Annotated in this window: 6 protein-coding genes and 1 tRNA gene; all 7 read right to left on the bottom strand. The window is 35.4% G+C overall.

Translation table 11 applies throughout. The annotated features are described in order from the left end of the window. Positions 1-653: 653 nt before the first annotated feature. A complete protein-coding gene (locus tag A6E04_RS01110) occupies positions 654-1,517 on the bottom strand; it encodes a hypothetical protein (RefSeq protein WP_065609472.1) in 864 nt (287 codons plus the stop codon). Then, the gene (locus A6E04_RS01105) at positions 1,510-6,249 is read right to left on the bottom strand and encodes a P-loop domain-containing protein (RefSeq protein WP_065609470.1); all 4,740 of its coding nucleotides are present in this window, start codon (positions 6,247-6,249) and stop codon (positions 1,510-1,512) included. The genes A6E04_RS01110 and A6E04_RS01105 overlap by 8 nt, the downstream gene beginning before the upstream one ends. Before the next feature lie 376 nt (positions 6,250-6,625). After that, positions 6,626-7,909: a tyrosine-type recombinase/integrase gene (locus tag A6E04_RS01100; protein ID WP_065609468.1), complete on the bottom strand. Its 1,284-nt coding sequence runs from the start codon at positions 7,907-7,909 to the stop codon at positions 6,626-6,628. An 85-nt stretch (positions 7,910-7,994) separates the two neighbouring features. Continuing rightward, a tRNA-Ser gene (locus A6E04_RS01095) sits at positions 7,995-8,085 on the bottom strand. A gap of 279 nt (positions 8,086-8,364) precedes the next feature. Then, positions 8,365-11,961, bottom strand: a complete 3,597-nt coding sequence (gene pulA, locus A6E04_RS01090; protein ID WP_083198863.1) for a pullulanase-type alpha-1,6-glucosidase — start codon at positions 11,959-11,961, stop codon at positions 8,365-8,367. A 197-nt stretch (positions 11,962-12,158) separates the two neighbouring features. Beyond that, complete coding sequence (locus A6E04_RS01085) at positions 12,159-12,983, bottom strand: MalM family protein (RefSeq protein ID WP_065609466.1); 825 nt, start codon at positions 12,981-12,983, stop codon at positions 12,159-12,161. A gap of 71 nt (positions 12,984-13,054) precedes the next feature. After that, the gene (locus A6E04_RS01080) at positions 13,055-14,398 is read right to left on the bottom strand and encodes a carbohydrate porin (RefSeq protein ID WP_065609464.1); all 1,344 of its coding nucleotides are present in this window, start codon (positions 14,396-14,398) and stop codon (positions 13,055-13,057) included. Positions 14,399-14,852: the final 454 nt, after the last annotated feature.

The following is a 14,852-nucleotide window of genomic DNA, read 5'->3' as shown; positions in this document are numbered from 1 at the left end:
GCGGGACGAAAAGAGACATCGTCTCGCTTAATACTTATTGTTGTGATTTATAATGCAGTAGATACAAAAAAGCCCCAGCATTTCTGCTAGGGCTTAGAATGTGGTGGAGGGATAGGGATTTGAACTCTACACCTGTCAACTGAAAATGCTGTAATTACAATAGGTTACCTGTCTTTCTCGAAAATCAATTTAACCGTATGTCTGGTACATATTAATAGCGATTAAATCGTTAACCGTCAAGGAAATCCGATTATTTATCTGATGTTTACAACTTTATGGGTAAATATAGTTTATTCGCATTATATGTTTGAGAATGCATCGGTCAATGTTAGGTAAGTTTGTTTGTTAGTAATGTTTGTACGGAACAAACATTACTAACAAACGATTACCATCAACTGGCGTTAACTTATTTTTGGATAGAAATCATTTAGTGCTTAAGTTTTCATTACTACAAGTTACATTACAATGAGTATGACGTAGACTGAAGCAATCACTTTTGATAAGTACCTATAAAGAGTTTATAGAGAATTTTAGCTCTTTTATTTTCCGTCATATCAATCACTTACTATCTTAATAAAAAAATTACTTTCGAATACAAAAAAGTAACTGATTTTGCAATAAAACCGATTGTTTAATTATTCGATACTTCAGCGTTACAATACGTCCGTATAAAACACGACATTAGGAATGATTTTCTTAAGTTTACTAAAATAATCCTCTCTTAATATCAAATCACAACCTTCAAGCTTTGCAATATTTGAGTCCATCCCAACAAATGAAGCGCCATTACCAATTAATTGTTCTCTCCAACATCTAAATTGTAAAACGATTTCATCATTGCTATTTAATGCCCTTAGACCTTCATTGTAATTATCTAATTTTAGTCCAAGCATGTTCAATAATTCGCTATTCATCCATAAAACGTATTGAGATTCGATGCTATTAATACTTACATTAAAGCCCTGTATAAAAGGCTCTCCAAGGTAGTAGCTGTTTTCCCAAATATGGTTAGACGAATATTTCTCAACTAAAGGGTTCATTTTTATTTTATATGGAAGTAAACCTTCAAATATTACACTACCTTTGCTTTCCCCTCTTTCTCCATAATTATTTTCACTTAATTCTCTTTCAAATCTTGAGATCACTCTAAAGCCCTCTTCATAATCAGGCTCTTTAAAGCCCATCACTACATCAGAAGGTTTTCGTATTCTGGGTCTTTGGATTAAGGACTTAGAAGTGGCAATAATTGTTTTTATATCTAGTTTTATTTCACTTTCAAAAATCAGAGAGCTTTTATATTCGTCATGTAAATGCTTGCATACGTATTTAAATACTAAGCTATCTAGGTACACATTAGGAGACAATCGTTGATGAGAACGATTGACAAATAATTCCATTTCATCTTCGTTAACATTTTTTATTATTTCCTCTTTTATTACATCAATATCAATTCCAACATTGTCTAAATAAACAAGGTATTTGTTCCGACTTATGCTATCTAAAATTTGCTCATTCATTATCTAATCCGTCTAAAATATCTTGTAGAGTGTTGTGGATATATAAATTTTCAATAACAAAAGCCTTCTTTAATTCAATTTTAACCTTATTAAAAAATACAGAGTGGCTTTCTATTTCGACGACAAAAAGTTCTAATATACCTGAAACCGACAATTGATGAAAACGCTCTATATTATTAAAAAACCACTTAAAGGGTTTTATTAATAATGTATCATCGTGCTTCATGAGATAGCTAATAGCTACAATGATATCCTTTTGTACAAAGGCATCTAAGTTTTTTGTTTTACTAAGAATTACTACTATAGCTAGTTCATCATGATTCATATCTGATAATTCGACGCTCTCTACACTTTCCCATTTGAAATCATTTTTATCTGGTAATCTATTTTCAATAAAGTCAAAACTCTTTTTGTACATTGATAAAGTCGATTCATCTTCTAAGCCTGCATGTTCAAATGCAATAATTAGATTGGCAACGTATTTATATAAAAAATCAGAATTAGAAAATATTTTACGCAGCGATTTTGCCAATACTCTTAATGATTCATTTTTATCAATTTTAACAGCATTTTTTAATGATTCTTTGTCAACAAAGCTCGAAAACCAACCATCCTTAGAATAAATGAAATTATTAATAAATAGAAAAATTTTAATATCGTCTGACAAAGACAATTGTTCAATTAAACCCCTGATTTTTTTAGAATGCTCTTCGCTATCACTTGGGAATTTTTTTGTTATAATTGGAATTAATAGTTCCGTTGCAAGCTGGTCGTTGCAAATCTCTTCCAAATAAAAATAAAGATAATTTAAATCTTCATCAGATAGCTTGTCTTTTTTATCATAATATTCTAGTAATTCAGTTTCATTTTTATCTCTCAATGACACTTCTTTGCAAAATGATTCTATTAAGCTTACGCTTAGTTCTTGATTTGTAGATGTACTAATTAAAGTTTGATTTTTTGAATTTTTATTGGATATTGGCGTGACTATTCCAAATTGAGTCATTAATTCATGAAAATTAGCTTCAACTTTATCAGTTAATGTATGAGATGAATCATTCCAATCTCTTGCTGATAAGTTGATTAAAGATAGTCCCGCTTGCCTTTCATCTATATCTACTAACTGAGTAATTACACTCAAAAAACCGTCGAGATAATCATCTCTATTATTTGTTGGGGACAATTTGTAAAGAAAATTAAGAATTAAAGGGTTAACAGAATAACTTTTTTTCAGGTATGCAACAAACATGTAATCTAGCTTCCAGAAATACTCGTTCGTTAAAAACTCATTAACTAAGTACGTAGTGGCTAACTCATAATCAATATTCAAAAATTGCTCAAACCACTCTATAGTCAGCCATCTAATGCCTTTACCTTCTTCCGTATGCTTCATTACGGCATCAGTTAGGTACTTTAGTCTTTTAGAATAGTCCTTTGCGAAATCTGGATTAATGTTGTTAATAGCTGATAATGGTTCGATGACCTCTGTGAGGGTTGTATCTTTACGAAAGGTATAACTAGTAATTAATTGGAGTGCTTTTTCTAATTCCTTTTTTGCTTCATCTAGCTCATTTATTTTCCCATAGTAAATAGATTTCTTGAATGAATAGTCTGCATATTGACTATAATATTCATTATCCGATTGCCCAAAAGATTTATAGGTACCAAGAATAAAATGGATGTTATTTTCATTTAAAAAATTATTTTCTATTATAGAGAGAGTTGGATAAGGAATTTTATTTAATGCTGTAACAACCTGTTCCCATGCATCTTTCGACTCGATGTACCTTAGACTTTTTATAATAGTACGATCAATCAAACCGCCATTACTATGAGTAAAATCTATCGCTCTTGGCGTACCTTTATAGGGAGCTGTATCACTCGCTAAAAAATCAATATTTTCGACAATTGCATTTTCTTTATCTAAATTGGAAGGCTTAGCTTCGATAAGCAATAACCTAATAAAATACTTTATCCAATTGTGAAAAAAATTGCTTGAAGGTATTCCTTTTTCGAATTCTGTTAATGTATCTATCGCAGAGTGTGCATGTTGCTTTACATTAAAATAAAACCTATCTAGTTCATTTTCCTTAATGTAGCCATCAATGAAGCTTAAGTCTAAAGGTTCTAATTTATATGTTTGCTCAATATTAACAGGAAGCCTTTCCTTGCAACTTGTTCCCTCTAAAGCATCATTAATTATAAGGGCAATCGTTTCATTTTCATCATTATCAATATGTTGATAATGATTATGTATCTCTTCAAAACCTTTATGCTTAAAGACCTCAACAGTGAAAATTTTCAGGTAATCAGTATTATCTATTGATACTGCTTTAGTAAAATAACTACTTAGATCTTTATTTTCTTGTATCAAATAATTCACAAAGTATTTGAAGTTATTTGGTGCAATACTCTTTTCAAACAACTTTTTGACTTTTTCCCACTGTGGGGAATAGCCATATTTTTGTAAAATCATAAAACCTTTAGCTGTAATTCTGTCACTAAAGTTTTTTCCGTCATTAAAAAATAAAAGTGCATTAGCTTTTTCTGTCCCGTAGATAGAGCAAATTGCTTCAAAATACAACTCGAAATTTTCTAAAAACTGACTATGATGCTCCTCTGAGTTAGTTGTTGAAATAGCTCTATGCAACTCACTAGCATAAATGAAAAGAGGCCAGTCTTGTGATTTCTCGGCCACATGTAAAAAATTTTTATAATTACTCTTTATTAATGACTCTGAATGACCGTGATACAGACTTTTGGATAAAAAACTGTTCTCTGCATACGCACTCGCATCTTCATACCGTTCTGAAAGGATTAAGTAGTTTAATAAATGTCTGTAAGACTTATCATTTTCATAAAAGTCATTATTAATTAACCAATTTGCTATGTATTCATATATCTCTTTAATGTCTTCTATAGAAGACAATTTCTCAATGTTAAACCTCCTAAAGCTATCATGATATAATTTTAAGCCCCCCCTAGAGCTATTTTCCGATATAACAGGAGATAACACTTTCATGTCAGAAGTAAAATGACGCTTCATCGGTATTATTTCTTTGAGTTCTTTTTTACTAACAGCGAACTCTAAGCAAGATAATATTTCAGACGTTGTATTATTGCCGATTTGACTTGTTAGATATTCATAATAGTTTTTTAGGTTAAAATCATATTTAGGCAGGTTATCAATAAGCTCTTCAGTAATAGCTTGATAATCATTAAGAGTCTTTAGTATATAAGTCAGATAAAGTGGGCTTCCTTCACTTTTTTCATTAAGTAGAGTCGATAGATTTTGACCATTAATTAGGATATCTTCACATTCAAACCTCTCCATCAGCTCCTTAGTATTTTCAATATCCCACTTAGGTAACTGTACTCTTATAAAATCATTACTTTCTGTTAAAGTGTCCAATTGGACCGTAGGCTGGGAGCCTAATAAAATACTGACGTTAGCGGGTAGTTCGATCTCTGATATGTGCCCAATAATCCTAGTTTTTTCTTTAGACAAAGTAACAGAGGTTTTTAAAGCCCTATCAATATGATCTAAACCGTCAACTATGATTATTAATGGTACCTCAATAGCAGAAAGTAATAGATTTAATTCTTCTAAATTAGCCGTTAGTGCATTATTTTTTTTGTACATTATTTCAGGGAAAATCCCCCCGATCTCACTTATTAAGTTACCAAAAAAAACATCTGAGCTAACCCTCTTCTCAAAAGATGAATCATTGGTACTAGTAAAGCAATAATGTCTTATTACAACATGCTCCTTCCTCGTCAAATACTCAATTAAGTTTGTTAAGAACCATGATTTTCCTGAACCAGGTTCACCGATCAATAACGTTTTATTGTTTGCAATAACATCTTCAATAAATAAGCTGTTTTTTTTATCAGATGTAATGTTTTTATTTTGGTCAATTTCGAATTTTTGCTCTATTCGGCCAAAATCAGTTCTTACTCGTAGTTCACTAAGTATATCTTTAGCTGAAATTTGAGCAGAGCGAGTTCTATACGCTCCAGATATTTTAGCTAACCTTTCTAAAAAATCAGAGATATAAATATCATCATTAGGGTATTGTTCAATCCCTAATTTTCGAGCTTGTTCTATTAAGATTTCTTCTAATTGACTTGGCCTATTAAACTCTAAACTTGCTTTAGGTAAGTTAACTTCAATAAGTAAATCATTACAAAAAGTATTAAATTCACTTCTATCTGTATTATTGGCATTTACATAGTTGCTTAGACTACTCCAACCATTAAAGTTCTTTGGATTTTCGTCCCACAGACGATCAAGGTTAATTTTAAAAACCTTTGTTGGAAAATCGTTAAATGATGACCTGCCAGGTTGTAACTCTAAAACCTTTGTAATATTTTCGGCAATTGGCTCGTCCCAAGCTAAACATAATCTAAATTCAGTGTTCGGCGTTTTAAGGTTTTGCCACGTTTCAAATAATTTATGGATTGCTATTTTGTAATGAGAATCACCTGAAAGATAATCTTTTATTAGTACTTTTGATACTGTGTCATTACTGTACTTAATCTGCTTCCGCTGTATTTCGGCACCATTAGTAATGACTAAGTCATCAAACCTATCAGGGATACTACCAGTAGTGTTCTTTTTATCTATTGAAAAGACACTATCGAGATTACCATCTAAAATTTCTTTTAAAATGAAGTAGCTTGTTATCAAATCTTGGTAATCATAGCCTTCATGTGCATTATTTAAATTCAAACCAATTTTCGCCTTTTGCCATTAATTTAATCGATTCTATTTTAAGCTTTATCTCTACTTTGTATAGCGTGTATCATCTATCTTCAAGCAAAATATTGATTAACAATACTTTAAAGAGAATATTCGAAAAAGCGATTGCACATGAATGAAAAGTCAGCATTGAAATAAGAATATAATCAGAATTTGCAATGAGAGTAAAAATGACATAACTGTTAGACCACCAGATGAAGACCTTTTGCTCTAAACAACGCTACTTGCCGCGCTAGTGGGCTAGGAGTCAAGAGGATTTCCTCTTGCCCGCAGCTATCGTGCAGCGGGTTGCATTGTCGTCACACTTTCAGTGAACGCCTATTTCGAGGTTGTCCTCAATACTTGTCTATGCACTTAAGGTGATATCTATGTCGTCTAAACGAAATAGATTTACGGCCTCTACAAGCTGCTCTGGCTCCAGTCGTTTACCGTATCTTCCATAGGTCATGTTTTGATGCTTATGGCCTACAATTTCAGAAACCACATGCTCTTCGATATTCGCTCGTTTTAACTCATCAATAAAGGTATGACGGAATGAATAGGCGGTTGCTCGCTGTCCTGCTTTAAAGCCCACGTCATTAAGAATGTTGCCGAATGTCTTTCTGTAATCCTTTGACCAATCATTATCTGCACCGCGAGGTTTGACATTAAAGAGCTGTGTTTCTTTTGCTCGCTGGAGAGCTTTCACAAAGGCTAAGAAGCCCATATCTAACAATGTTTGATGAATGGGCACGGTTCTATTGGATAACTGGTTTTTCAGCTTCTGCTCATCACCTGAATCCGAAAATTGGATGCAAGGCAGTTCGCCTTGCTTGATATCCCGAACTTGAAGCTGACAAGCTTCTGACGGCCTGCAACCTTGATAAAGCATCAATAAGGTTATCCACTTAAAGTCTGTGTTTTGTTTGCGATAAGCGTCGCTTGAGAATAATTTCTGTAAATCCTCAGTTTTCCACCGTTGTCGTTGCTCTTGAGCACTCTTTGCATTTTTAGAGGATGTTTTGACGACAGCAAATGGATTAGCCGTAATAAGTTCATGAGCTAAACACCAATTAAAAAACTGTCTATTTGCCGCAATATAATCTTTTAAGGTCTTACTGCTTAATTTGCGTTTGAGTAATCGGTCTCGATAGTGCATTGCAATACTATTGGTGGGCTTATCTGCATTTAATTCATTTAGATAGCCTAGAAAATCATTACATCGTTGCTCTAACTGAGTAAGGGTGAGTTGTGTGACACCTTCTAATTTTTTAGATTGAATAAAATCAGTGAGCGTAGCTGAGGTAATAACAAGTAAGGGAGTAGCAATTTTTATTTTTGGTGAAGGATCTACCACAAGCTTAGGGGCTTTGGTTTGCGTTTCAGGTTGTGCGTTATAAGTGGCTCGTAGGGTGTTAATCGACTCAGCCAGTTCAGTTTTAAACTCGACAATCGTTAAAGAGAACGCAATGGCTTTCTCGAACAATGCATGAAGTAATTGAACTTGCTCAACGTTTCGACGATAAGCGGTTTTACGCTCACGAGTAAGTAGGGAGAATTTTAGTTCGTTAGGATAACCACTTTCACGGAGTGAAACTGGAGTAGCGATGCGAGTATAGTACACGCTGTTTGGGAGTCTTAATAAGTACATCTGTGCCACCTTTCTGTGCAAGGTGATTTTCGATAGTACAGATACAAAAAAACCGCTGTAAAAACAGCGGTTTAATCTTTTAATTTGGTGGAGGGATAGGGATTTGAACCCTAGAACCGCTATTAACGGTTGCCGGTTTTCAAGACCGGTGCTTTCGACCACTCAGCCATCCCTCCAATGCCGCGTATCATAGTGTGAGTTGGTTTTCTTGTAAAGTATTTTCTCTGAAATTTAGTTCAACCGCCTGAAAAACAAACGTTATTGTTTGTTTTTAACCATATCGTTCAAATAACGATCGCTAAATTAATTATTTTTAATAGATAGAGAGTGATCACACTTACTTTTTCTCGTGGATTTACGTTGTTCAGTAAGTTGAGGTTGAGGATTATGAGTAACCTGAGAAAAGGCTTCTACATCATCATGAAGAAGCCCTTTTATTACTGAAGATTGTGGTGTTAATTATGAGGTTTTTCAAAAACGGCCACAGACCATGCAGGGGTATTTATTTTATTGTTAGTAATACTTGATACGGCCAACTTATTTTGTGAAATTGATTTATTTCCTTTCGTTGCTTGAATTGAGTGAAGGGTGTAGCCAGTTGCATCAACGTTAGCAAATTCACGGATGGCTGTTGGGGCTGCGTTTACCACAATGAGTAGACCATCACGTTGTTGGTCAATAGTGATGTCGTAGTTACTGCCGCTGTTATCGATGCTCATTACAATGACACCAACGGTTTGACTGTTGCCTGTATTGTGGAATTTCACACGTTTAATAATTTCATTGCCATGGCCTAAGGTAAGTAAACCTGAAGAGGCTCGCAATGATGCAAACTCCTCATAGAAGGCTTTCATTGCTTCGATATTTTCGGCTGTTGGTACGGTATTCTCCGCAGAGTTATCGATGACATCTTGAATCACCGTCCAGTTACTTCCGTCTTTATCTTCACGGGGTAAACCCACATCCCAGTTATTATTTTGTGCTGTAAAATCGACACGGTTGTACCAATCACCTGAGTCATAAGAATCGCGCTGCATTGATTTAGAACGCAATAATTCACTGCCCATATGGGTAAATGGAATCCCCTGACCGAGCATCGCAGTTGCTAATGAAACGGCTTGCATACGAGTTCTAATTTCCGCAGAAACACTGTAACCAATTTTATATTGGTTGTTGTCCCATAAGGTTTGGTTGTCATGCTTTGAGACGTAATTTTGTATTTCCCATGCGTCTTTTGCGTAACCAGCCGGTTGACCGTTGTAATCTAATTCTGAGCCTTTAATACTGTTATTTTTACTGTCAATAAAAAGGAAGTCAGATAAGTTGCCCGCCATACCTAGACGAGTTAAATCAGCGAGGTGTAGTGCTGTTTCTTTGCTTGTTTTATCCTGTTCGTTAGGTAATACAAACGCACCATTACCAAAGCCTTGGTTTTCACGCAATCCCATTTCTGAATCGAATGGACCACCGCCACGAACGGAATCACGTAAGCGATCGGAAAAAGTACCTATGCCTGTGCCGTACATATTTGATTGAGTCGCTTGAGTAAATTGACGATCATTTTCTACTTCACCAAAATTCCAACCTTCCCCGTAGAAATAGGTGTTAGGGTCTACTTTTTGAACCGCTGAAAGTGTGTCCATAATTTGAGTTTTTGGATGATGTCCCATTAAATCCCAACGGAAAGCATCGATTTTATAATCTTGGGCCCAAACGACTAATGAATCAGAGATTAATTTTCCCATCATGGCATTTTCTGGTGCTGTATTTGAACAACAGGTTGAATTTTCGACGCTACCCGTCACTTCATTCAAGCGTTGGTAATACCAAGGAACAATGCGATCTAAAACCGATTTATTGCTTACACCGGCTTCATTGGTGTGGTTATAGACAATATCCATGACCACATTCATTCCTATGTCATTTTTTATGGCCATAACCATTTCACGGAACTCTTTAATTCGAGTCATACCATCAGGGTTACTTGAGTAAGAACCTTCAGGGACGGTGTAGTGGTATGGGTCGTAACCCCAATTAAAACCATCAACATCACGTACATAACTATTTAAGCGTTGTATGACTGCATTTTCTGGAGAATCTTTTACTAGCATGGCCGTAAATACAGAGGCAATGCTGTCGTTTGTATTGCAGTAACTACCAAAATCATTGTCATTTTTTATTGTTGGTTTTAAACCGCATAATTTTACGAATGATTCGTCAATATTAGCGACTTGTGTCGTGTCTTCATTAATGGTCGCGATATCAAAAGTTGGTAATAAATGTAAGTGTGAAACGCCAGAGTCAGAGAGTGACTTTAAGTGCTTAACGGGTGCTGAATCAGCTTGACTGAACGCTGAATATTTTCCTCTGTTACTGGTAGGGGTTGATTGATCTAATGCTGAAAAATCACGTATGTGAGCTTCATATAAAATAAATTCAGCAGGGTTATTTTGTGCATGAGGAGAGGTGAGTTTGTTCCAACCAGTAGGCACCACTTCAGCATTATTTAAATCAATCACCTGGCTTAATTCTGAATTGGTTGAAAGACTCAGTGAATAAGGATCAGTGACTTGATAGGTTTCAATTTTATCTGTAGCAGGATGATAAACAGTGACTTCGTATTTATAGAAATCACCGTGTGTTAATTCTGTCTCTTCAGCGACCCAACTGCCGGTTGTTTGGTTAAAGACCATTGGGATCTTTTTATTTTCTTGCTTGTTGTTGTCATAAGAGACCAAAGAAACTGACTGAGACGTTGGCGCCCATAGGCGGAATGTTGTGCTGTTATTTAAATTAATAATGGCACCAAATTTTTCGCTGGTTGCTTGAGATGCATACAGTGAATCTAGGGCGCTGGCTATTTGAACTTCGGTCGCTTTAATTGCACCGTTATCATCAGAAGCAACAAGTAATAATTGCCCTTTTAATGCCTCTTTTAGAGAGAGGGTTGATTGAGAAAAATCGATATCAAAAGCGATAAAATCAGAGGCTAGGTGTGGTTTTTTTTCGGCACCTTTCCATTCTTCAGATTGACTTAATGTACTGCTGTTAATCACACCATCGGAACCAAGCACTTTTCTGGTTCTGCTATCAAAACTCATCCCTGCATTTTTTGCATAATATAACTCTATTTTAGTCGCTTCTTTACTGTTTATGAGTAGGGTGTTGTCGTTAGCGAAAATAGCACTGGCTCCTAATAATTCGATTGAATTAACGGGTTTATTTGCCATCGGGTCGTAATAGACTTTATCGGTACCTTTGAAAATGAAAGCGGCGTTACCTATTGCGGTCGTTTTATCAAATTCAATTTTTAAATTTGCGGTTTGATAGTCACCGTCTTGTCTTGTATTTGGGATAATATTTAAACAATTATCAGTACCATTAATAGGAATATCCCAATACACACCATAAGTATCACTAACCCCTGAAGATTCAATTCCCGGCCACGCTGAGTTAATGCCGTTAAGGTTAGTACACGAGCCTTCATTCCATACATGAAGACGGAATGCATTGGTATCCCCATCAGGAGTATTCATATAAACACGAGCATGATTCACTGGAATCTCACCAGTTGGAATAAGCTCAGGGTAAACGGCAGCAACTCCTTCTTGTGTGAATACTTCCCCTTCAGCATTTGTTTGGGATAAATCGACTCTACCGTTGAAATCATCTAAAGGTTTGTCGTTATTCTCGCCGATTCGTGGAATAAAATTCACACACTGAGAAGCGTGTGTTTTATCTACGTTGAGTGACCAATACACTCCAAATTTCGAATCTTTACCATCGGGTTTTAACCCTGTATTCCAATCATTGGCATTTGGGGTTTTATTAACATAAGCACCACAGTTTTCATCATTCCAAACATATAAACTGGCATTATCGTAGTGATCAGATATTGATTTAAAATAAACTTTAATTGTGTTGTTTTGTTCAACCGGAAGCTCGGTCTCTTCAGACGGTGAATTGCAGCCAAAAAGTAGTGAGGATGTTATTATTGTTAAAATAGATTTAGCCAAATAAGAATGTTTAAATATTGTATTAATATTATTCACGGTTAATTATTCCCATATATTTATTAGTAGAGGTTATAAATTAAGTGAAGAATAATATTATTTACTAAGTACATATTGTGATCGACTTAACCAGAAGTTATTTATTTTTAAAAAATATCATTCTGTTTGTTTTTACTAACAGGAAAAGCCCTTAAAGATGATCCTTAAAGGCTTTTTTGTGTTCTGTTTATTTTATTTTATTTTTTACTTTCTAACGCGTTAACAAAAACCGTTTTGGCATCTTTAATCCCTAATGCTTTTGCTTCTTCTAATAAGGCGAGTGCTTTCGTTATATCATTTGTTTTCACCGCTTCAATAATCGCATTATGGTAAAACGATTGAGTCTCAGGTTGAGCTGATACAGTGAGAGGTGTCATTTGCTGTTTTGGTGCTTTATGCGCATGTAATGACAGTGTTTTTACTGACAAGGTTAGCTTTCCAAAACGCTTATAGGTATAAGTCGGGTCTGTGACCATTGGCATGGCTTCACCTAATTCTTCAGCTCTGATTCTTGCTGGGTGTTTTACTTTTATTGATTGACCTAAATAAGCCTCTGACGAGTAAATAATAAAATAAGGGGTTTTTGTCGCATCAAGATTGAAATTTAATTGAAATTGAGTACGGGTAAAAGCGTCAGACGTTTTAATATTAAATTGTTCTAAATTTGTGGTGCTGATAATTTTGAACTGGTCGTCAAGCGCGATCAGTTTAGGAGCAACGACCGAGTCATTAATCATTAAACTAGAAAGACGTAATTGCACTTTTCCTGAACGTTCAGATAATTTGAAGGCATTAAAATAACTATTACCATCAGAGAAATGACCGATGGGTGAATCTGAATCGAGTTGAAAATCGATATTTTCAGTTGTATTTAATGAGATCCATGGAAATTGAGAAAAGTTACTGCAACAAACTTCAGAAGAGGTAATAGGAACAATGGGTTCTTGAATGATTTCTGTCGAAGAACATGCGGTTAAAGAAAGGCCGACAAATAAGCTAAGTAATAATTTTTTGGTGTTCATCAAGATTCTCCATGATCAGATAAATAAACGCAAAAAGGCAGCCGACTTGGCTGCCTTTAATTTTAAAGTAATTAGAACCAAATTTCAGTGTGAACACCGATAATTGTTTCTGATTTACCATCTTTAATGCCAATACGGCTTGCACTTGCCTCATCATCAGCTGAAATGTAGCTTACGTATGGTTTGATTTGTGGTCGACCAAAGTAATCTGCATTAACGGTAAATGCAGCGGCTAATTCAGCATTTAAATAGGTATTTTTTACCGCGTCTCCAGTGCGTCCCCAATAACCGTTTTCACCTTCTTCGTGACCATAAGAACCCGTCATTTCGATACGTAGGTTGTCATTCACTTTATATGATGGACGAGCAGCAATTAGGTAGCGCTTTAAATCTTTGGCACCAAATAGTTCATCTAGAGCTGCAAAATAAGTGATTTCAGAACCCATTTGCCAGTTTTCAGAGATGTTTACGACACCATAAGAAGTTAAGAATAAAGATTCTGCATTGTCATCACCACCAGACCAGCTACCAAAGTTTACGCCTCGGTTTTGAGCCGCACCTTTACCGTAAGCGATAGCGGTTTGTGACCAACCATCTAAGCCGTAGTAGCTAGAGTTTAATGTGATAGAAGCACCGATACCATCATCATGTTCAGCGTTAGCTTGAGTTATGTATTTGAAATCAAAATCTAAGCTACCAAAACCAACATCAACACCGTAATAGTATAAATCATGCGATGTTAACGTTTGTCGACCATCAGTACCTGGACCGTTATTTATATCACCATCAGTATCCGCAGCTACAATAGCAAAACCTGCAGTATTGCCAGCAATTTTAGTTTGAATACCTGCGCCAACTCCTGATGATTGTTTCCAAAATTCACCAGAAAGAAGTCCTGCAGCACGGTTTAGGTAACGTTGGCCACCCCAGATAGAGGTATCTTCGCCTAGGTAAGATAAGCCACCAATCTCAACAAAGGTTTCTTTAATTTCAAACTGGGCTGTTGTGTTGTCTTTTTGGCTACCAGGAGATGAGTAAGCATAAGAGTTTCCGTTACCGTATTCAGAACGAACAACAAAGTCAGACCAAACACCATTCGCATGCTCGGTGTGTTTTTTGATTACAAATTCAACTTGGTTAGTACTTTTTCCGTGAGTACCAGCCGTTAGGTAATCAGGTTTACCAAATTCAGTATCTATTGTTTCGCCATCGACCATACGGAAGTTCATAGACCCGTAACCGTGTATTTCCCAACCATCTGTTAATACATCAGTTCCATTTACTTTTTCAACTTGAGGAGCGGCTTCGTCTCCCGTAATCACATCTAAAGCAATGTCTGTTTCTGCTAGAGCAGCGCCTGAAAATAACGCTGTAGAAACAGCGGCAGCAAGCAAAGTGTATTTATTCATTTTCATCTTAAAATCCTATTTCCTTTTTAAAGGATATTTTGATTTGAAAATGTTTACTTAACTAAAGCTGTGTAGGGAAGCAAGTAAACATCGTCGTCGTTATTGAACGAGATACAGATTAAAAATAAATGAGAATGTTTAACTCCTCCTCCTTTTATAAAAGAGAGGGCGTAGGCTTAGGGATGAGAAAACGAGGCAGGAGGTCTTCTGTTGATAAAAATCACACTTGGTGTAGATATTGGATTTATTTATGAGAGAAGAGTCACGTGAGGAGATATTTAAAAATTGAAAATAATGCTGAAATAGCGAAAATAAAAAAATTGGAAATAATCAAAAATGTGATCTAGCTAATAGTAGACTTCACTGACGATAAATAGTTCAGTTTGTATTGTTTATTTACACAGAGAAACCATGATTGGTTTACGTCTTTTTGGCGTTGGATTCTAGACGGTACCCTCAT

This window comes from Aliivibrio logei, assembly GCF_001691055.1.
Classification (GTDB): Bacteria; Pseudomonadota; Gammaproteobacteria; order Enterobacterales; family Vibrionaceae; genus Aliivibrio; species Aliivibrio salmonicida.
The sequence above is the reverse complement of the archived record's forward strand: the minus strand, read 5'-3'. Positions and strand labels throughout refer to the sequence as shown.

Excerpts from the sequence above, each read along its gene's own strand:
- A6E04_RS01110 (WP_065609472.1), bottom strand. The coding sequence starts at position 1,517 with ATGAATGAGCAAATTTTAGATAGCATAAGTCGGAACAAATACCTTGTT.
- A6E04_RS01100 (WP_065609468.1), bottom strand. The coding sequence starts at position 7,909 with ATGTACTTATTAAGACTCCCAAACAGCGTGTACTATACTCGCATCGCT.
- A6E04_RS01085 (WP_065609466.1), bottom strand. The coding sequence starts at position 12,983 with ATGAACACCAAAAAATTATTACTTAGCTTATTTGTCGGCCTTTCTTTA.
- A6E04_RS01080 (WP_065609464.1), bottom strand. The coding sequence starts at position 14,398 with ATGAAAATGAATAAATACACTTTGCTTGCTGCCGCTGTTTCTACAGCG.